This window comes from Pseudonocardia kunmingensis, from assembly GCF_006716445.1.
Classification (GTDB): Bacteria; Actinomycetota; Actinomycetes; order Mycobacteriales; family Pseudonocardiaceae; genus Pseudonocardia; species Pseudonocardia kunmingensis.
Genome location: NZ_VFPA01000006.1, coordinates 418,950 through 437,563, shown reverse-complemented (window position 1 = coordinate 437,563; position 18,614 = coordinate 418,950). Strand labels below are relative to the sequence as shown.

Below are 18,614 nucleotides of genomic sequence, written 5' to 3'. Positions count from 1 at the left end.
GCGCAGAACAGCAGTACGGCTCCAAGGTGCGATCAGGCCCGGGGGCGCAGGTGGGCGGCCACCTCCAGGTCGGCCGCCAGCGCGGCCAGCGACTCCTCGCGGGCCTCCGGCGGGCCGCGCAGGATCGAGCTCGGGTGCACCGTGGGCACCAGCCGGTGGCCCTCCCACTCCAGGACCTGACCGCGCTGCTTGGTGATCTTGAAGGTGGTGCCCAGCAGTGCCTTGCCCGCCACGGCGCCGAGCGTCCCGAGCACGGCCGGGCGCACGGCGGCCAGCTCGCCGTCCAGCCAGTACCGGCAGGCGCGGATGTGCGTCACGCCCGGCGTCTTGTGGATGCGCCGCTTGCCCTCGCGCTCGAAGCGGAAGTGCTTCACCGCGTTGGTCACGTAGACCTCGTCGCGGTCGATCCCCGCCCGTTCGAGGGCCTGGTCGAGCACCCGCCCGGACGGGCCCACGAACGGCTCGCCCGCAAGGTCCTCGCGGTCGCCGGGCTGCTCGCCCACCAGCACCAGCCACGCCGACGCGGGACCGGCACCGAAGACCGTCTGCGTCGCGGGCTCGTACAGCTCGCACCGCGTGCACCCGGCGGCGTCGCGGCGCAGGTCGTCCAGGTTCGGGTGCTCGAGGTCGGTGGCGGTCACCTCCCGGTGCTACCCCGTGGGCCGCCTGCCCGAACGCGCCGTGCGAGGCTCACGTCGTGACCACGTTCGTCCTCGTCCACGGGGCCTTCTGCAACGCGGCCGTCTGGAGCCCGACCGTCCGCGAGCTCACGCTCCGCGGGCACCGCGCGCTCGCCGTCGACCTGCCCGGCCACGGCCTCGGCGCCACGATCCCCACCGGCTACCTCGGCGGCCAGGACCTGGAAGCGCTCGCCACCGAGCCCAGCGGCATGGCCGGGATCGGCACCGCGGACGACGTCGCCGCTGTCACCGACGTGCTCCGGAGGGCCCGCGCGCACGGACCGGTCGTCCTCGTCGGGGCCAGCCGGGGCGGGATCACGCTCACGGCCGTCGGCAACGCCGCTCCCGAGCTGGTCGACCGGCTCGTCTACGTCTCCGCGTGGTGCTGCGCGGGCGCCACCCTCAGCGAGTACTCCGCGGGCCCGGAGAACGCGCAGAGCCTGCTGCCCCACACCGGGCTCGTCCCGCTGGCCGACCCCGGCGTGATCGGCGCGATCCGGCTCAACTGGCGCACGTCCGACCCCACCGTGCTCGACCGCGCCCAGGAGGCGCTGCTCGCCGACGGCACCCGCGCCGAGCTCCTCGCCTTCCTGCACACCCAGGACCCGGACGAGAGCCTCCACATCGACGAGGAGGCCACCCGCGCGGACGCGGCGACGTGGGGCCGCATCCCGCGCACCTACGTGCGCCTGACCTCCGACCGGGCCATGCCGCTCGCACTGCAGGACCGGTTCATCGCCGACGCCGACGCCCTGGTCCCGGACAACCCGACGGACGTGCGCGCGATCGACAGCAGCCACCTGCGGTTCCACCTCCACCCCGGCGAGCTGGTGGAGATCCTCGACGGGCTCGCGGTCAGCGCGGCTGCGGCGCCAGCGTGACGGTGTCGCCGCGGGCGACCGGGCGCAACCGCTCGTCCTGCCCGCGGCGGCGCAGCTCGGCCACGAAGTCCTCCAGCGGGCTGCGGAACACCGCGTAGTCGTCGTGGTGAACTGGCACGACGACGGCGGGCCCGATCATCTCGACGAGGTCGGCGCCCTGCCGGCCGTCCATGGTCACCAGCACGCCGAGCACCCTCGTGCCGCCGAGGTGGGTGATCATCACGTCGATGCCGGGGAACCGCTCGCGGATCGCGCGCAGCTCGGGCACGTCGAGGGTGTCGCCGGTGACGTAGGCGCGCAGCACGCGCTGGCCGCCGCGTTCCAGGTCCAGGACGCCGCCCATCACCGGCGGCAGCAGCCGGTGGACGCCGGTGGGCCCGTGCCGGCCGGGCACCGAGGTGATCCGCAGGCGTTCGTCGCCGCGCTCGGCCTCCCAGTCCTCCCAGGTGGCCAGGCCCGTCGCACCGCCGAAGCCCCAGTGCTGCAGGCGGCGCGCCGCGTGGCGGGTGGTGACGACCGGGGGCTCGCGGGGCAGGTCGCGCCGGGCCACCCGGTCGAAGTGGTCGCCGTGCAGGTGCGAGAGCAGCACCGCGTCGAGGCGGGGCAGCTCGTCGATGCGCATCGCGGGGTCGGTCCGGCGCTTCGAGGTCAGCCCGTAGCCCAGGTGCACCCGCTCGCCCCTGCGGACGAAGTTCGGGTCGGTGAGCAGGGTGAACGCACCGAGCCGCAGCACGGTGGTGGCCGTGCCGACGAACGTCAGCGACGCGCGGGGATCCATACGCCCGCAGGTACCCGGCCGAGCAGGTCCGACACCTCCTCGACCACCTCGGCGAGCGGGATCTGGTCGAGGAACGAGGGGCGGTGCGCGCACCCGTCACCGGGGCGGTGCGGGTGGCCCGCGGTGCTGCAGTCCACCCCGCACTCCGGGCAACGCAGCGTCCAGCTCAGCAGCGGACGGTGGCGGGTGCGCGTGGCGGGCGCGGCGTTGATCGCGTTGCCGCACCAGAACAGCCCGACCGTCGCGCTGCCCACCGCGCGGGCGAGGTGCAGCGGGCCGGAGTCGTTCGCGACGACCACGGCGCAGCGCTCCAGCACCGCGGCGAGCGTGCCGAGGTCGGTGCGCCCGGTCAGGTCGGTGATCGGATCGGCGGCGGCCACGACGGCGGCGCTCACCTCCGCCTCGTCCGCGGCGCCCACCAGCACGGGGCGCGCCCCCGCGGCCGTCAGCGCGTCGGCGAGGGCGGCGAACCGCTCGGCGGGCCAGCGGCGGCGCGGGTCGGTGGCCCCGGCGTGCAGCGCCACCCACGGCCCGTCCCCCGGCAGGAGCGCCGCGGCCGCGTCGCGCTCGGCGTCCAGCACCGCGAGGGGCGGGTACTCGGCCGGCCCGTCCGCGCCGGCGAGCCGGACCACCTCGAGGAAGCGGTCCGCCTCCGGCTGGTAGTAGCGGTAGGGCACGGCCGCGTCCAGCGGCGGCGCCCCCTCGGCGCGCAAGCCGACGCTGCGACGCGCTCCCAGCGCCGCCACCAGCGGGTTGGACGCCGCCCCTCCGCCGTGCAGCTGGACGGCCAGGTCGTAGCGCCGCTCCCGCTCGCGGGCGAGGAACGCCGGCAGCGCGTCCGCCGGCGGGGCGTCGGACGGCTGCCCGTCGAGGCCGTCGACCCGGGGCAGCACGCGGACCCGGTCCACCGGACCGGGCCTGCCGGTCAGGAAGCGTTCGTGCCACGCGGCCCCGAGCAGCGTCAGCTCGGCGCCCGGGAACCGCGCGCGGAGCGCGGCGAGCGCGGGGGTGGCCATGAGGTAGTCGCCGAGCGCGTTGCAGCGCAGCACGACGATGCGGCGAACAGGCAGCCCGTCGATCACCCGGCCCGGTTACCCGGCGCGCGCCGGGGTACGCACGTCGGGTGCGGGAGAACGGGCGGGATCGACCGACGGCACTGGTGCTGCGCGCGCTGCACCTCGGGGACCTCCTGGTGGCGGTGCCCGCCCTGCGCGCGCTGCGGCGGGCGCTGCCCGACCACCGGATCGTGCTGGCCACCACGCCCGCGCTCGCGCCGCTGGTGGAGCTGACCGGCGCCGTCGACGAGCTGCTGCCCACCACGGGCCCCGACGCGCTCACCTGGGACCGCCCGTCCCCGGACGTGGCGGTGAACCTGCACGGCCGCGGCCCGCAGAGCCACCACGCCCTCGACGCGCTGTCCCCGCGGCGGCGCATCGGCTTCCGCGCGCCCGGCTGGGACGGCCCCGAGTTCGACGAGGTCGCCGAGAAGCACCCGCACGAGCGCGAGCGCTGGTGCGCGATGCTCGCGGCGCACGGGATCCCGGCCGACCCGGGCGACCTGCGGCTGCCCCCACCCCCGGGGCTCCCACCCCGGCGCTGCGGCACCCCCGTGCTCGTGCACCCGGGCGCCCGCTACGGGTCCAAGCGCTGGCCCGCCCGCCGCTTCGCCGAGGTCGCCACCGCGCTGAACTGCCCCCTCACCCCCGTGGCGATCACCGGGAGCGCCGACGAGCGCGACCTCGCCGTTGCGGTGGCGGGCGCCGCGGGGCTCGCCGAGTCGCGGGTCCTCGCCGGGCGGACCGATCTGGCGCAGCTCTGCGCGCTCGTGGCCGGCGCGGCGCTCGTCGTCAGCGGGGACACCGGCGTGGCCCACCTGGCCGCCGCGTTCGGCACCCCGTCGGTGACGCTGTTCGGGCCGGTCGACCCGGCGCAATGGGGGCCGCCCGCCGACGGCCCGCACGTGACGCTCGGCGACGCCGACGTACGCCGCGGCGACCCCTTCGCCGACGACCCCGACCCGGCCCTGCTCGCGGTCGGCGTCGGCGACGTCCTGCGCGCCGCCGCCCGCCTGCGCGACCACCCCCGCAGCCGCACCCCGGCCCGCGCCCCCGAGGCCCGTTGACGACGACCAAGGTCCTTCCGACCCGCACACCACGGCCCCGCCGGACCAGCACTGATCGTTCCGACCCGCACACCACGACCCCGGCCCGGCAACGCACTGATCGTTCCCGCCCGCACACCACGGCCCCGATCACCGCACTCACGTACGACTCGCAACGACCGCCAGCCATGGTCCGTCCGACTCGCCCACGAGGGTCGCCGGCGCCACATTCACGCACTTCTCGCAACGATCACGTCCGTGATCACTCCCAGCCGCACACCGCGGCGGTGACCACCGCAGCCACGCACGAGTCGCCTCGATCGCCGACCGGTGGACCCCGCGAGCCGCACACCACGATCGCGCTCACCACCCGCACGCACGTCTCACAACGATCACCGGTCGAGATCGGTCCGAGCCGCACACGAGCGGCGCCACCACCCCCACGCGCGACTCGTCACGATCACGGTCCGGAGACCCGACCGAGCCGTACACGAGGGTCGCAACCACCACCGCCACGTGCGGCTCACCGCGATCACCGTCGGAGATCCGTCCGAGCCGCACACCAGACACGCCGCCACCGCCCCCACGTACGGCTCGTCGCGATCACCGGTTGGTGATCGATCCGAGTCGCACGCCACGTCGCCGCCACGACGCTCTGGTGCGTCTCACGACGATCACGGGCGTGGCTGGTCAGCCGCCTCGTGCGGCTCGGACCGATCAGTCGGGGCGGCGGGGCGGGACCCTCTCCGTCCGCCGCTCCGGCTCATTGCCGGGCGGTGGCCGCCATCGGGGTGCGGGACGGGCGGTAGGGCACCGCCACCACCTCGCCGCCCCACGAGCGCACCAGGGGTGTCTCGGGCAGGTCGGCCGGGTCGTGGTCGCCGCCCTTCACCCACAGGTCCGGGCGCAGGGCGTCCAGCGGGCCGCGCGGGTCGTCGGCGTCGAACACCGCCACCGCGTCGACGCAGTCCAGCGCGGCGAGGGCGGCCAGGCGCTCCTCGAGCGGCACCAGCGGGCCGTCCGGGCCCGTGCGCCTGCGCACCGACGCGTCGGAGTTGACCAGCACCAGCAGGCAGTCGCCCAGCGCGCGGGCCGCCTCCAGGGTGGCGGTGTGGCCGGTGTGCAGCCCGTCGAACGAGCCGCCCGCGGCCACGACGGTGCCCCCGCCGTCGCGGACGCGTTCCGCAACCCGCGCGGCCGCCTCCAGCCCGGAGACCGCGGACCGCGGCGGGACGTCGGTGGACACGGGCTGGACCCACCGGTCGCCCTCGCGCCGCACCGCAGCGCCCCCACCGCGGGCCACGAAGCCCGCGGCGCCGTGCACGGCCTCGGCGACCGCCTCGTCGACGGTCGCGCCGCCCGCCAGCGCGGCGGCCACGCCCCCGGCGAAGTGGTCACCGGCGCCGCACGGGTCCTGCTCGTCGACGGACGGGGCGGGCGCGGCCGAGCAGGCGCCGTGGCGGTGGCGGACCACCGCTCCCGCGCCGCCCATCGTCACGGCGACGGCACGGGCCTCCCACCGGTCCAGCAGGCGGCCGGCGAGCGCCAGCGCCTCGGGAGCGCCGGAGCCGTCCCCGCCACCCGGTGCGGCCTGGCGCGCCTCGGCGAGGTTCGGGGTGACCACGGTCGCCCCGGGCACCGGCTCCGGGCCGCGCGGGTGCGGGTCCCACACCACCGGCACCCGCCGCGCGACGGCGCGGGCCAGCGCGGCGCGCACGTCCGGGTCGGCGGCCACGCCGCGCCCGTAGTCCGAGACGAGGACCGCACCGGCGCCCGCGAGCGCGGCGTCCAGGTCCACGGCGGCACCGAAACCGGCGGCGGGCTCGCCGCGGCCGCGGTCGGTGCGCAGCATCGAGCGACCGCCCGCGCGCCACCGGCACTTCACGACGGTCCCGCCCGCGGACGGCCCGGCGAACACCTCGACCGACCCGTCCAGCAGCGCGCGCAGCCGCCGGCCCGGCTCGTCGTCCTCCAGGGCGGTGACCAGCCGCACCGGCGTGCCCCGGCCCGCGACGAGCACGGCCGCGAGGCCCGCGCCGCCGGGGCGGGCCTGCTCGCCCTGCACGGCGAGCACCGGCGCGGGCGCGTCCGGGCACAGCCGGTCCACGCTGCCCTCGACGTCGACGTCGAGCAGGGCGTCGCCGATCACGACCACCGGGCGCGCCCGCCGCCCGTTGCGCCCGGGCCTCACGACGCGCTCCCGGCGAGGACGCCGTCGACGACGTCGCGGGCCTGCACGGTGCGGTCGGGCACGGTCGTCGGCGACTCCAGGTGGTAGGCCCCCGAGGGCAGGATGCCCGCGCCTCCCGCGGCCGCCATCACGCGCTGCTGGGCGAGGACGTCCTCCCCGCAGTGCGCCTCCGGCAGGTCGGTCCAGAAGTCGAAACCGCCGACGTCCTCCAGCACCCGCCGGTCGTAGAGCACGCACCCGCCGACCCAGGCGATCTTGTAGGCCATCCACCGCTCCCCCGGTCGCAGGTGCGCAGCCGCCAGGTGCACCGGGTTCGCCGCGTTGTGCAGCGTCCAGCGCTCCCACGCGGGCGTGCCGGGCTCGATCCGCTCCGGCTCGACGGGCCCGGTCCAGCGCTCGAACGGCGCCAGCTCGCCCGGGCGGTGGTCGTCGAGGTAGGACAGCCCCTGCACGGCGGCGCCCACGAGCCCGCAGCCCAGTGCCTGGATCGCCTCGTGCAGGCGGGCGAGGGCCCCGGGCTCCAGCCACACGTCGTCGTCGAGGAACAGCACGTAGCGGGCCGACGAGCGCGTGAGCAGGGACGCGCGGTGCTCGGCGAGGCCGCGCCGCGGGCGGTGCCGGACGGTCCGCACCTGGTGCCCGGACGCGCGCAGGGCGCGCAGCAGCGTCTGCGCGGGCGGCGTGTCGTAGGACGCCGGACCGTCCGACTGGTCGCTCACGACCAGGCCGAACGGGTGCTCCTGCGCCGCCAGACCGGCCAGTGTGGCGGCCAGCTCGACCGGGCGGTCGCGGGTCGGGACGAGGACGTCGAGCCCCCTCGCGGGCCGGGTCACGACCGGCCCGCCCGGATCCGGCCCACGATCGCGGTCGTGGAGTGGTCGGACAGGTAGTCCAGGACCCGCACCTCACCGCCGAGGCGCTCGACCGTGGGCGTCTCGGGCAGCATCTGCGGGGTGTAGTCGCCACCCTTGGTGTAGACGTCGGGGCGCACGGCCTCGATCAGCTCCACCGGCGTGTCCTGGGAGAACGCCGTGACGAGGTCGACGCACTCGATGGCGCCGACCACGCCCGCGCGGTCCTCCAGCGGGTTCACCGGGCGTTCGGGGCCCTTGAGCCGCGCGACGCTGCCGTCGTCGTTGAGCGCGACGACGAGCACGTCACCGAGCGCGCGCGCCTGGCGCAGGTAGGCGACGTGGCCGCGGTGCAGCACGTCGAAGCAGCCGTTGGTGAACACGATGCGGTGCCCGGTGCGGCGGTGCTCGGCCAGGATCGCGAGCAGGTCGCGGTGCTCCAGCAGCCCACCGCGGTCGCGGGCGGCGAGCCGCGCGGTGAGCGCGCCCGCCGAGCACACCGCCGTGCCCTCCTGCGCGACCACGACGTCCGCGGCGCACTGGGCGAGCACCAGCGCCGTCTCCGGCGCGATGCCCGACGCCAGCGCCGCCGTCGCGGCGGCGGTGAAGGTGTCGCCCGCGCCGCAGGCCCGCGAGTCCGGGCCCGGGACCGCCGTGGTGCGCCCGGCCGGCGCGTCCGGGTCGGCAGGCAACCGCACCGCGCCGTCGACGTCCAGCGTGACGAGCACGTCGCCACCGCCGGCCGCGGCCACCAGCTCGTCGCGGTGGGCGAGCACCCAGCCGGCCCGGTCGGGCCCCACCGGTTCCGCCGCGCCGATCAGGGCGGCGGCCTCGGCAGCGTTCGGGGTGATGACGTCGGGGGCCAGCGCGCCCCACCCGTCGCCTGCACGGGCGTCGACCACGAGCAGCGGGATCTGCCCGCGCCGCCGGGCCAGCGCGGCGCGCACCTCGCCACCGACGGCGCCGAGGCCGTAGTCGGCGACGAGCACGGCGTCGGGCTCGCGGTCCAGGACGGCGTCGAGCCCCGCGACCAGCGCCGTGACGGTCTCCGGTCGCGGGGCGCGGTCGGGACCGGCGTCGTAGCGGGCCAGCGGCTGGCCCGCCGACACCAGCCGCCGCTTGACGGCCGTGGCGCGGTCCTCCTCGGCCACGCACGGGGTCGTGTGCACCCCTGCGGTCTGCAGGAGCTCGCGCAGGACGCCGGCGTCGGCGTCGTCGCCGAGCACCGACACCAGCTCGACGCGCGCGCCGAGCGCGGCGAGGTTGACCGCGACGTTGCCGGCCCCGCCCGGGGCGCTGCGGGTCTCGGACAGCTCCACGACCGGGACGGGCCCGTCGCGGCCCAGACGGCGGGCGGGGCCGGACAGCCAGCCGTCCAGCAGCGCGTCACCCACGACGGCGACGCGCGGTGCCCGCGCGGTGATCCGGCCGGCCAGCGCGGCGGGGACCCGGGCGGGGGTGAGGTCGATCAGGGGGTCGACGGGGCGAACGGCGTCCATCGGTCCTCCTCTGCGGTCAGCGGGGTCCCGGGGACGGTCCCGGGGACGGCGAGCGCGAGCGCCGCGGCGGCGAGTTCGCCGGGCGGCACGTCGAGGCACTCGTGGTGGAAGGGGCACTGCAGCTGACGGCACGGCGAGCACGGCACCGACCTGCCGAGCAGGGCGCTGGGCACGCTGCGCGGTTCCAGGTCGCCGGTCCGCTCGGTGCCGGCGTAGGCGACGGCGACCGGCGTGCGCACGGCGTCGGCGAGGTGCATGCCGCCGGAGTTGTTGGTGACCGCGACGGACGCGCGGGCCAGCAGCGCCGTGAACACCGGCAGCGGGACCGCCGGAACGGGTGTCACACCGGGCTCGTCCGCGGCCGCCACGACCTGCGCGACCAGCTCGGCCTCGGACGCCGGGCCCGCCACGCGCACCGGCAGGCCGGCCCGCGCGAGCCGGGCGGCGGCGGCGCCGAACCGCTCGGCGGGGTAGCGCCGCGACGCGCACGACGCGCCCGGGGCGAGGACGGCGAACGGCCCGTGCGGGGCGAGCCCGGCGGCGGCGGCCGCGGCGTCCCCGGGGACGCGCAACGCCGTCTCGTGCCCCTGGTCGGGCACGCCGACGGCGGCCAGCAGGTGCAGGGCGCGGTCGACCTGGTGCGTGGTGTCGGGCGGGGGCGTCACCCAGTGCGTGGCGACGGCACCGCCGAACTCGCGGGAGTGCACCACCCGGGTGCCGATGCCCGCGAGCAGCCCGAGGTGCGCCACCGGCCACGGCGACTGGGAGAACGACGTCAGCACCAGGAGCACGTCGTAGCGCCCCGCCGCCATCCGCTCCAGCAGCTCGCGCTCGGCCGCGGCGTCCGCCCCGGCGGCTGCGGGCAGCTGCTGCCAGGACGGCGACGCGGTCAGCACTCCGTCGAGCTCGGGGATCATCGCCGCGACGGCCGTGCCAGCCGGGGAGGCGAGCAGGTCGATCCGCGCGTCCGGCGCCGCCGTGCGCAGCGCGCGCAGCGCCGGGGTCGTCGTGACGACGTCGCCGATGTTGTCGGCGCGCACCACGAGGATCCGCGCGCCGGCCAGGTCGACGGGCCCACCCCGGTCGGCGCCGGGGTGGTGGCCGGGAACGGGGATCGGCATCACGGCCACGACGGCTCCGTGGACGCGCAGACGACCATCTCCCGCACCTCGCTGCCCTCGGGCCGGGTCAGCGCGTAGACGACGGCGTCGGCCACCTCGGCCGGGTCGTTGAGCTGCGCGTCCGGGCCGGGCTTGTACTGCTCGGGCCGGCCGTCGAAGAACGCGGTGTCCATGCCACCGGGCACGAGGAGCGTGACGCCGACGCGGCCGGCCAGCTCGCTCGCCAGCGCCCGGGTCATGCCGACCACGCCGAACTTCGACGCGCAGTAGGCGGAGGCGTCGGGCAAGGCACGCAACCCGAGGGTCGAGGCCACGGTGACGATGCGGCCGCGGTGGGCGGTCAGCGCCGGCAGGGCGGCGCGGATCACCGCGGCGGTGCCGAGCAGGTTCACGCCGACCACCTGCTCCCACTCCGCCGCCGGTACCTCGCCCAGCGCGCCGCAGCGGTCGGTGCCGGCCGCGGTGACGACGGCGTCGAGACCGCCCGCGGCGTCCACCAGCTCCGCGATCGCGGCCTCGCTGCGCCTCCCGTCGGCGAGGTCGGTGACGGTGGACAGCGCGTCGCCGAGCTCGGGCCCGGGCGTGACCGGGACGCGGTCGAGCAGCAGCGGCCGCCCGCCGGCGGCGGCGACCGCTCCGGCGACGGCCCGGCCGAGCCCGGAGGCGGCGCCGGTGACGAGGACGGTGCCGACCGGGCGGGGCGCGCGCGTGGCCGTGGGGACGGGGAGGGTCTGGGTCATGACGGTCCTTCCTTCGGGCCCGTGGCCGCGGGGACGGCACCGGGGCGGGTGGAGGGGGGCGCCGGCACCAGCCGGTGCACCGCGGAGACGACCTCCTCGGGGGAGACCCGGGACAGGCAGGGATGACCGGGCACGGGGCAGTCGCGGGCGCGCGTGCCGCGGCAGGGCGCGTCCTGCACACCGAGCAGCACCTGGGGCACCCGGTAGGGGCGCCACCGGATCGCCGGGACCACCGGGGCGAACAGCGACACGACCGGGGTGCCGACGGCGGCGGCGAGGTGCGCGGCGCCGGTGTTGCCCGCGACCAGCGCCGCGGCGCCGTTCAGGACGCCGGCGAGCCGGCCGAGGTCGGTGCGCCCGCCCAGGTCGAGCGCGTGCCCGTCGGCGACCGCGGCGGTGAGCTCCCGCTCCCCCGGGCCGCCGGTGACGACGACGGGCAGGCCCGCCTCGGAGAGCAGCCGCGCGGCGCGGCGGTGGTGCTCGGCGGGCCAGCGCCGGGCGGGCACCGCGGCACCGGGGTGCAGCACGACGTAGCGGCGGCGCGCCAGCGGCCCGAGGAGGGCACCGACCCCCGGCGGGCGCCGCACGGCGAGCCTGCCCTCGTCCCCCGGCGGGAGCCGGAACCCGGCGGCCGCGGCGATGGCCAGGGCGCGTTCGGGCTCTGGCTGGTCCTCGGGCAGGTCCTCACCGGGGCGCAGCCGCACGTCGAGCAGCGAGCCCGGGTAGTCGACCGACGCGCCGGTGATCCGGCCGATCCCGGCCAGCCGCAGCAGCAGCGCCGTCGGCAGCGGGGACTGGTGGAACGAGGTCAGCACGACCGCCTCGTCGAACCCGTGCTCGGCGAGCATGCCGACGGCCGCCTGGACGTGCTCGGGTGTCGCCGCGGGGGCCGGGTTCACGATCCACGGGCTCGCCCACTCGAGCACCCGCCGCACGCCGGGCAGCAGCCGTCCCGCCGCGGCGCCTGCGGGCCCGCACAGCAGCGACACCTCGGCGTCCGGGGCCGCGGCGACGGCGCGCACGGCGGGGCCGGCGAGCAGCACGTCGCCCGCGGCGTCCAGCCGCACCACCAGGATGCGCCGGGTCACGACGCACGCCCCGGTACGGGCTCGGCAACTTGCTCGGTCCCGAGCAGGTGCCGCACCGCGGCGTCGAGGTCGACGCGCACCACCGGCGCGGCCGCCACCTCCTCGGGGCGCGTCACGGGCGTCGGGACGAGCACCGCGGCTGCTCCCGCCGCGGCGGCCGCGCGCACGTCGGCGCCGATGTCGCCGATCACGGCGGTGGCGCCCGGGTCGACGCCGAGCGCGTGGGCGGCGGCCAGGACCATGCCGGGGCGCGGCTTGCGGCACGGGCAGCCGTCGTCGGGACCGTGCGGGCAGACCTGCCACACCGCGAACGGTCCGAGCAGCTCGTCGACCCTGCGGTTGACGGCGTCGACCTGCGCGGTCGTGAGGATCCCGCGGGCGATGCCGGACTGGTTGCTGACGACGCCGACGGGTATCCCCGCCGCGCGCAGCAGGTGCAGCGCCGCGGCCGCCCCCGGCACCGGTCGCACCCGGTCCGGGTCCCCGTTGTAGGGCACGTCGACGACGAGGGTCCCGTCCCGGTCGAACAGGACGGCCTCGGGCACGCGGCGCGCGCTCGGACGGTCATTGCGGACGATCACGTAGGAGGAGGTGTCCGAGCCCGCTGCCGGTAAACCGCTGCGCGCCCCACTACTACTCTGCGTAGCAGCTACTACGTGGCGTCACCGAGGAACGCCCGCCTCACCGGCACGTACGCCCTACTGCTGTGACCAAGGCCACCTCCCCGGTTACGGTGGCGGGAAGCGGGTGCCGGCTCGATCCGGCGACCGCGGGAGGGAGGCGAGCGCGTGGGCGAGCAGGGTCCCCGTCCGGTCCGGCCCCGGATCAGCGCGCGCGCCTCCTACCTCATCGCGCCACTGGTGCGCCCGAACCGGCTCTACCGGGCCGTCGCGGCCCGCCTGGAGCGCATGCCCCGGGCGCTGCGGCTGTTCACCGGCCTCGAGCGGCGCGGCAAGGAGGCGCTCTACGGATGCCGGATGTGCGGGCAGTGCGCGCTGCCCGCCACCGCGTACGCGTGCCCGATGACGTGCCCGAAGCAGCTGCGCAACGGCCCGTGCGGCGGCGTCGCCGCGAACGGCGACTGCGAGGTGCACCCGGGGCAGCGCTGCGTCTGGCTCATCGCGTGGGAGCGCGCGGCGGCCACCGGGCACGACGCCGACCTCGCCCTGCTGCAGCGCCCGATCGACCAGCGGCTGCGCGGCACGAGCTCGTGGGTGCACTACTGGCTCGGCCGCGACGAGGGGCTCTGGACGGGGGCGGGCACCGTCGACCTCGGCATGCCGCGGGTGCGCCCGTGACGGGGCGGCTGGCGGCGGCGATCGGCGAGGGCCGCTTCGCCGTCACGGCCGAGATCGGGCCACCCCGCGGCGCCGACGCGGCCGCGATCGAGCGCAAGGCCGGGCTGCTGCGCGGCTGGGTCGACGCCGCGAACATCACCGACAACCAGGGCGCGCACGTCCGGCTGTCCAGCCTCGCGGGCAGCGTGCTCGCGCTGCGGGCCGGCGTGGAGCCGGTGATGCAGCTGACCTGCCGCGACCGCAACCGGATCGCCCTGCAGTCCGACCTGCTCGCCGCGGGCGCGCTGGGGGTGCCCAACGTGCTGCTGCTCTCCGGCGACCACCCGGTCTACGGCGACCACCCCGACGCCGCGGCGGTGTTCGACCTGGACAGCGTCCAGCTCGTCTGGACCGCCCGCACCCTGCGCGACGAGGGCGTGCTGCTGTCCGGACGCCCGGTCGAGACGCGCCCGCAGTTCCTCGTCGGCGCGGTCGAGAACCCGTTCGCCCCGCCCGCAGCGTTCCGCGCCACCCGGCTGGGCAAGAAGGCGGCGGCGGGCGCGCAGTTCTGCCAGACCCAGTTCACCTTCGACGTGCCCGCGTTCGCCCGGTTCATGGCCGAGGTCGTCGACCGCGGCATCGCGCAGCGCTGCGCCGTCCTCGCCGGCGTCGGGCCGATCCGCTCGTTGCGCGCCTACGAGTTCGTGCGTACCCACGTGCCGGGCGTCCACCTGCCGGAGTCGGTGGGGCGCAGGCTGCGCGGCGTGCCGGAGCACCGCGTCGCGGCCGAGGGCGTGGCACTGTGCGTGGAGACGATCGAGGCGCTGCGCGCCATCCCGGGCGTCGCCGGCGTGCACGTCATGGCGTTCGGCTACGAGCGGGGGATCCCCGAGATCCTCGAACGTGCCGGTCTGGCGCCGGCCGCACCCACCGAGAGGAAGGAGCGCGCCTGATGGCCGCTTTCCCGTCCGACCTGGCCATCGCGAAGGGCGCGACGCTGCAGCCGCTGGTCGACGTCGCCGCGAGCATGGGCATCGGGGAACACCTGGTCACCCCGTACGGCCGCGAGGTCGCCAAGATCGAGCTCGGCGCGATCGACGAGCTCGCCGACCGGCCGCGGGCCAAGTACGTCGTGGTCTCGGCCATCACCCCGACCCCGCTGGGCGAGGGCAAGACCACCACGACCGTGGGGCTGGGCCAGGCGATGCGCCACATCGGGAAGCGGGCCACGGTCGCGGTCCGCCAGCCGTCGATGGGTCCGACGTTCGGCATCAAGGGCGGGGCCGCGGGCGGGGGCTACTCCCAGGTGGTGCCGATGGAGACGCTCAACCTGCACCTCACCGGCGACTTCCACGCCGTCACCGAGGCGCACAACATGCTGTCGGCGATCCTGGACAACCACCTCTTCCAGGGCAACGCGCTCGACATCGACCAGCACGACATCACCTGGCGCCGGGTGCTCGACGTCAACGACCGCGTGCTGCGCAACGTCGTGGTGGGGCTCGGCAGCCGGGTGGACGGGGTGCCGCGGCAGACCGGCTTCGACATCACGGCGGCGTCCGAGGTGATGGCGATCTTCGCGCTGGCTCGGTCGGTGCCCGAGATGCGCGAGCGGCTGGGCCGGATCGTCGTGGCCTACGACCGGAGCGGGAAGCCGGTCACGGCCGAGGACATCGGCGGCGCAGGCGCGATGGCCGTGATCATGCGCGACGCGCTGCGCCCCAACCTGCTGCAGACGCTGGAGAACACGCCGGTGCTGGTGCACGCCGGTCCGTTCGGCAACATCGCGCACGGCAACTCCTCCGTGGTCGCGGACCTGATCGGCATCCACGCGGGCGACTTCCTGATCACCGAGGCCGGCTTCGGCGCCGACATGGGCGCCGAGCGGTTCTTCAACATCAAGTGCCGGGCGTCGGGCCTGACGCCGGACGCGGCGGTCGTCGTCACCACGGTGCGGGCGCTCAAGGCGCACTCCGGGCGGCACCGGATCGTGGCGGGCAAGCCGCTGCCGGAGGCCCTGTTCGCCGAGAACCCCGACGAGGTGCACGCGGGCGGGGCCAACCTGCGCAAGCAGATCGAGAACATCCGGCTGCACGGCGTCTCCCCCGTCGTCGCGATCAACGCCTTCCCCGGCGACCACCCCTCCGAGCACGCCGCGATCGCCGAGATCGCGGCGTCGATGGGGGCCCGCTCGGCGGTCTGCACCCACTTCGCCGACGGCGGGCGCGGCGCCACCGAGCTCGCGGAGGCGGTGGCGGAGGCGGCGGAGGAGCCCTCGGACTTCCACTTCCTCTACCCCGACGAGGCGCCGCTGCGGGAGAAGATCGAGACGATCGCGACGCGCGTGTACGGCGCCGACGGCGTGGACTACGACCTCTCCGCGTCCCGTCAGATCGACTCCTACGAGCGCAACGGCTTCGGCCACCTGCCGGTGTGCATCGCCAAGACGCACCTGTCGATCTCCTCCGATGCCTCGCTGAAGGGCGCGCCGACGGGGTGGCGGCTGCCGGTGCGGGAGGTGCGGGCGTCCGTCGGCGCCGGGTTCATCTACCCGATCTGCGGCGACATGCGCACGATGCCCGGTCTCGGCGCGAGCCCCGCGGCGCACCGCATCGACCTCGACGCGAACGGGGAGATCGTCAACCTCTCCTGACGCTCGCACACCGACTGCTGCGCTCGGACACCGACTGCAGTCGGTGTCCGAGCGCAGCGATCGGTGTGCGACGCCGGTGCGGGGTACCCGCGGGGATGACCGACTCCGAGCACGACCCCGTCGAGTCCGCCCGGCCCTCGCTCGGGCGCCGCGACCAGCCGGACGCGCTGCGACCCGACGCCGAGCCCGGGCCCGATCGCAAGCTCCCGCCCGACGACGACCCCGTCGACGACGACCCCGTCGAGGTCGTCCCCGACGAGGCAGGCCCCGACGACCACGGCACCTGACCCGCCGGAGGCCCCCGCGTACCGGTCCAGGGCTTCGGGTACGAACCGGACATGCCGCCCACGGTCGTCGTCTTCGCGCCCTCGCCCCTGCTCACCGTCACGATCGAGGACCGGGCCGGTCAGCCCGACATCCACGTCCACGCCGGTGGGCAGGGGGTGTGGCAGGCGCGGATGATCTCGACGCTGGGCGTGCCCGTGGTGCTGTGCGCCGCGCTCGGCGGGGAGGCCGGCGACGTGCTGGAGCACCTGCTGCCCGGCGAGGGCGTCACGCTGTGCCCGGTGCGGGTGGGCACCCGCAACGGCGGCTACGTGCACGACCGCCGTTCCGACGACCGCGAGCCGATCGCCGAGGCGCCCGGCGGACCGCTGGACCGCCACGAGCAGGACGCCCTCTACGAGGTGGTGCTGCGCGAGGGCATCGAGCACGGCACGGCGGTGCTCGCCGGGCCGAACGCCGACCAGGTCATCCCGGCGTCGCTCTACCGCCGCCTGGCCACCGACCTGGGGGCCAACGGCTGCCGGGTGGCCGCGGACCTGTCCGGTGAGCGCCTCGACGCCGTGCTCGCGGGCGGTCCCGCGGTGCTCAAGGTCAGCCACGAGGAGCTCATCGACGACGGGCGCGCCGACAGCGACGACCCCGCCGACCTCGTGGCCGCCATGCGGCAGCTGCGCTCCGATGGCGCCGCCACCGTGATCGTCTCCCGTGCCGCGGAACCGGCGCTGGCGCTCCCGGCCGACGGCGACGCGGACGCGGACGGGGACGTGCTGGAGATCCACGTGCCGCCGCTGGAACCCGCCGAGACCCGCGGCGCGGGCGACTCGATGACCGCGGGCGTGGTTGCCTCCCTCGTGCGCGGGGACCCGATCCGGGAGGCACTGCGCACCGGCGCCGCCTGCGGTGCGCTCAACGTGGTCCGCCGGGGGCTCGGCACCGGCGGCGAGGCGGCGATCCGCACCCTGGCCGAGCGGGTCGAACTGGTGGAGTGGAAGGGGTAGGGACACGGTGCGCGCACTGGTGACGAACGACGACGGCATCGACTCGCCGGGCCTGGCCGCGCTGACGCGCCTGGCCGTGGCCGCAGGACTGGACGTCGTGGTGGCGGCGCCGTCGGAGCAGTCGAGCGGCGCGAGCGCCGCGATCACCGCGGTGCGCGACGAGGGCCGCACCCTGGTCGAGCGCCACGAGCTCCCCGACCGGCCGGAGCTGCCGGCGTGGGGCGTGCGCGCGCAGCCGGGCCACATCGTCGTCGCCGCCCTGACCGGTTGGCTGGACCCGGCGCCCGACCTCGTGCTCTCGGGCATCAACCACGGCGCCAACGTCGGGCGGGCGGTGCTGCACTCCGGCACCGTGGGTGCGGTGCTCACCGCCGCCGTGCACGACGTCAGCGGCCTCGCGGTGAGCCTCGACGTGCCGCTCGACCCGCGGGGCGAGCGGCACTGGGACGCCGCCGACGACGTGTTCCCCCGGGTGCTGGAGCTGCTGCTGGACGCACAGCCGGGCACGTCGCTGTCGCTCAACCTGCCGGACCGGGACCGCGCCGAGCACCGCGAGCTGCGCCACGCCCGCCTCGCGGCCTTCGGCGCCGTCCAGGCCCGCGTCGACGAGGTCGAGGACGGCGGGTTGCGGCTGGGCGAGATCGAGGTGGGCGCCGAGCCGGAGGAGGGCACCGACGGCGCCCTGCTGGCCGCCGGCCACCCGACGCTGACGGCGCTGCGCTCGGTGTCCGAGGACGAAGGCCGCCTGGTCCCGGACTGGCTGGCGAACACCGAACGCGTGCACTCGTGAAACCCTGCCCCGCAAGCACCTTGGAGCCGTACTGCTGATTTCGGCCCTCTGTGAACAGCAGTACGGCTCCAAGGTGCGGGGTCTGGGGCCCTTACTGCTGCGCGCGGACCGTCGCGTCCACCGCTCTGCACAGCATGTGCAGGGCTGCCAGGTGGCACTCCTGGACCGTCGCGGTGTCGCCCGGGAGGCAGACCGCGTCATCGCAGGCGCCGGCGAGGGGGTTGGGGCCGGGGCCGGTGATCGCCCAGCTCGTGGCGCCCGCCTCGGCGGCCGCCGCCGCGGCACCGAGCAGGTTGGGGCTGCGGCCGCTGCTCGAGAACAGCAGGACCACGTCGCCGGGGCGGGCGTGCGCGCGTACCTGGCGGGCGTAGACCTCGCCGAAGCCGTAGTCGTTGCCGATGGCGGTGACGCTCGAGCCGTCGGCGTGCAGCGCGATCGCCGAGAGCGCCTGCCGCTCCCCGTCGAAGCGGCCCACGAGCTCGGCGGTGAGGTGCTGGGCCTCCGCGGCGCTGCCCCCGTTGCCGGCGGCGAGCAGGCGGCCACCGGCGAGCAGCCGCTCGGCGAGGTCGGCGCCCCACCGGGCGAGGGTCGGGCCCGCCGCCCGCAGCGCGGGTAGCGCGCAGGCGAGCCGGTCCACGTGCGCGTCGACGGTGTCCACCACGGGCCGGGGCGGCGCGGGCG

General features: G+C 76.7%; 19 protein-coding genes. 8 read left to right on the top strand and 11 right to left on the bottom strand.

The genetic code is table 11. The features are described from left to right. Positions 1–32: 32 nt before the first annotated feature. Positions 33–641 carry a UdgX family uracil-DNA binding protein gene (locus FB558_RS38560; protein ID WP_142063068.1) on the bottom strand — a complete coding sequence of 203 codons (609 nt, stop codon included), beginning with the start codon at positions 639–641 and terminating at the stop codon, positions 33–35. A 56-nt stretch (positions 642–697) separates the two neighbouring features. Here FB558_RS38560 and FB558_RS38555 point away from each other — a divergent pair, with 56 nt between their 5' ends. Then, positions 698–1,561 (top strand): alpha/beta hydrolase, encoded by an 864-nt coding sequence (locus tag FB558_RS38555; protein WP_142063065.1) that lies wholly within the window; start codon positions 698–700, stop codon positions 1,559–1,561. Here the strand turns inward: FB558_RS38555 and FB558_RS38550 are convergent. Together FB558_RS38550 and FB558_RS38545 are read right to left on the bottom strand one after the other, a co-directional pair. Beyond that, a complete protein-coding gene (locus tag FB558_RS38550; RefSeq protein WP_142063062.1) occupies positions 1,536–2,339 on the bottom strand; it encodes an MBL fold metallo-hydrolase in 804 nt (267 codons plus the stop codon). The two genes, FB558_RS38555 and FB558_RS38550, sit on opposite strands and share 26 nt — an antisense overlap. Further along, positions 2,318–3,421 (bottom strand): glycosyltransferase family 9 protein, encoded by a 1,104-nt coding sequence (locus FB558_RS38545; RefSeq protein ID WP_211367140.1) that lies wholly within the window; start codon positions 3,419–3,421, stop codon positions 2,318–2,320. Before FB558_RS38545 ends, FB558_RS38550 begins: the two co-directional genes overlap by 22 nt. Before the next feature lie 41 nt (positions 3,422–3,462). Between FB558_RS38545 and FB558_RS38540 the strand changes: the two genes are divergently transcribed. Continuing rightward, a complete protein-coding gene (locus tag FB558_RS38540; protein WP_211367139.1) occupies positions 3,463–4,461 on the top strand; it encodes a glycosyltransferase family 9 protein in 999 nt (332 codons plus the stop codon). Positions 4,462–5,203: 742 nt separating this feature from the next. Here FB558_RS38540 and FB558_RS38535 read toward each other — a convergent pair. Genes FB558_RS38535 through FB558_RS38505 form a run of 7 tightly spaced genes read right to left on the bottom strand, consistent with a single transcriptional unit; the run spans position 5,204 to position 12,475 of the window. Next, entirely contained in the window at positions 5,204–6,631 is a 1,428-nt protein-coding gene (locus FB558_RS38535; RefSeq protein ID WP_142063059.1) for a PfkB family carbohydrate kinase, read from the bottom strand. Beyond that, a complete protein-coding gene (locus tag FB558_RS38530) occupies positions 6,628–7,464 on the bottom strand; it encodes a glycosyltransferase family 2 protein (protein ID WP_142063056.1) in 837 nt (278 codons plus the stop codon). The genes FB558_RS38535 and FB558_RS38530 overlap by 4 nt, the downstream gene beginning before the upstream one ends. Beyond that, positions 7,461–8,981, bottom strand: coding sequence for a D-glycero-beta-D-manno-heptose 1-phosphate adenylyltransferase (rfaE2, locus tag FB558_RS38525; RefSeq protein WP_142063053.1), 1,521 nt, complete (start codon positions 8,979–8,981; stop codon positions 7,461–7,463). Before rfaE2 ends, FB558_RS38530 begins: the two co-directional genes overlap by 4 nt. Continuing rightward, positions 8,951–10,102: a glycosyltransferase family 9 protein gene (locus FB558_RS38520; protein ID WP_142063391.1), complete on the bottom strand. Its 1,152-nt coding sequence runs from the start codon at positions 10,100–10,102 to the stop codon at positions 8,951–8,953. The genes rfaE2 and FB558_RS38520 overlap by 31 nt, the downstream gene beginning before the upstream one ends. Then, the gene (locus tag FB558_RS38515; RefSeq protein ID WP_142063042.1) at positions 10,102–10,842 is read right to left on the bottom strand and encodes an SDR family oxidoreductase; all 741 of its coding nucleotides are present in this window, start codon (positions 10,840–10,842) and stop codon (positions 10,102–10,104) included. The genes FB558_RS38520 and FB558_RS38515 overlap by 1 nt, the downstream gene beginning before the upstream one ends. Then, entirely contained in the window at positions 10,839–11,930 is a 1,092-nt protein-coding gene (locus FB558_RS38510; protein WP_211367137.1) for a glycosyltransferase family 9 protein, read from the bottom strand. The genes FB558_RS38515 and FB558_RS38510 overlap by 4 nt, the downstream gene beginning before the upstream one ends. Continuing rightward, positions 11,927–12,475: a D-glycero-alpha-D-manno-heptose-1,7-bisphosphate 7-phosphatase gene (locus FB558_RS38505; protein WP_246107070.1), complete on the bottom strand. Its 549-nt coding sequence runs from the start codon at positions 12,473–12,475 to the stop codon at positions 11,927–11,929. The genes FB558_RS38510 and FB558_RS38505 overlap by 4 nt, the downstream gene beginning before the upstream one ends. Positions 12,476–12,718: 243 nt before the next feature. Between FB558_RS38505 and FB558_RS38500 the strand changes: the two genes are divergently transcribed. The 6 genes from FB558_RS38500 (at position 12,719) to surE (ending at position 17,933) form a co-directional block, all read left to right on the top strand. Continuing rightward, positions 12,719–13,228 carry a methylenetetrahydrofolate reductase C-terminal domain-containing protein gene (locus tag FB558_RS38500; RefSeq protein WP_142063037.1) on the top strand — a complete coding sequence of 170 codons (510 nt, stop codon included), beginning with the start codon at positions 12,719–12,721 and terminating at the stop codon, positions 13,226–13,228. Next, positions 13,225–14,160, top strand: a complete 936-nt coding sequence (locus FB558_RS38495; protein WP_170231750.1) for a methylenetetrahydrofolate reductase — start codon at positions 13,225–13,227, stop codon at positions 14,158–14,160. Before FB558_RS38500 ends, FB558_RS38495 begins: the two co-directional genes overlap by 4 nt. Then, positions 14,160–15,860, top strand: a complete 1,701-nt coding sequence (locus tag FB558_RS38490) for a formate--tetrahydrofolate ligase (protein WP_142063035.1) — start codon at positions 14,160–14,162, stop codon at positions 15,858–15,860. Before FB558_RS38495 ends, FB558_RS38490 begins: the two co-directional genes overlap by 1 nt. Positions 15,861–15,955: 95 nt before the next feature. Continuing rightward, complete coding sequence (locus FB558_RS38485; RefSeq protein ID WP_142063033.1) at positions 15,956–16,147, top strand: hypothetical protein; 192 nt, start codon at positions 15,956–15,958, stop codon at positions 16,145–16,147. Positions 16,148–16,198: 51 nt separating this feature from the next. Next, on the top strand, positions 16,199–17,143 hold the full coding sequence (locus FB558_RS38480; protein ID WP_142063031.1) for a 1-phosphofructokinase family hexose kinase: 945 nt from the start codon (positions 16,199–16,201) through the stop codon (positions 17,141–17,143). A 19-nt stretch (positions 17,144–17,162) separates the two neighbouring features. Next, on the top strand, positions 17,163–17,933 hold the full coding sequence (gene surE / locus FB558_RS38475; RefSeq protein ID WP_246107069.1) for a 5'/3'-nucleotidase SurE: 771 nt from the start codon (positions 17,163–17,165) through the stop codon (positions 17,931–17,933). Positions 17,934–18,024: 91 nt separating this feature from the next. On the opposite strand, the gene FB558_RS38470 is transcribed toward surE, so the two are convergent. Continuing rightward, the gene (locus FB558_RS38470; RefSeq protein WP_425468151.1) at positions 18,025–18,591 is read right to left on the bottom strand and encodes a D-sedoheptulose-7-phosphate isomerase; all 567 of its coding nucleotides are present in this window, start codon (positions 18,589–18,591) and stop codon (positions 18,025–18,027) included. Positions 18,592–18,614 lie beyond the last annotated feature (23 nt).

Excerpts from the sequence above, each read along its gene's own strand:
- FB558_RS38480 (WP_142063031.1), top strand. The coding sequence starts at position 16,199 with ATGCCGCCCACGGTCGTCGTCTTCGCGCCCTCGCCCCTGCTCACCGTC.
- FB558_RS38490 (WP_142063035.1), top strand. The coding sequence starts at position 14,160 with ATGGCCGCTTTCCCGTCCGACCTGGCCATCGCGAAGGGCGCGACGCTG.
- FB558_RS38520 (WP_142063391.1), bottom strand. The coding sequence starts at position 10,102 with ATGCCGATCCCCGTTCCCGGCCACCACCCCGGCGCCGACCGGGGTGGG.
- FB558_RS38550 (WP_142063062.1), bottom strand. The coding sequence starts at position 2,339 with ATGGATCCCCGCGCGTCGCTGACGTTCGTCGGCACGGCCACCACCGTG.
- FB558_RS38485 (WP_142063033.1), top strand. The coding sequence starts at position 15,956 with ATGACCGACTCCGAGCACGACCCCGTCGAGTCCGCCCGGCCCTCGCTC.
- FB558_RS38515 (WP_142063042.1), bottom strand. The coding sequence starts at position 10,842 with ATGACCCAGACCCTCCCCGTCCCCACGGCCACGCGCGCGCCCCGCCCG.
- rfaE2 (WP_142063053.1), bottom strand. The coding sequence starts at position 8,981 with ATGGACGCCGTTCGCCCCGTCGACCCCCTGATCGACCTCACCCCCGCC.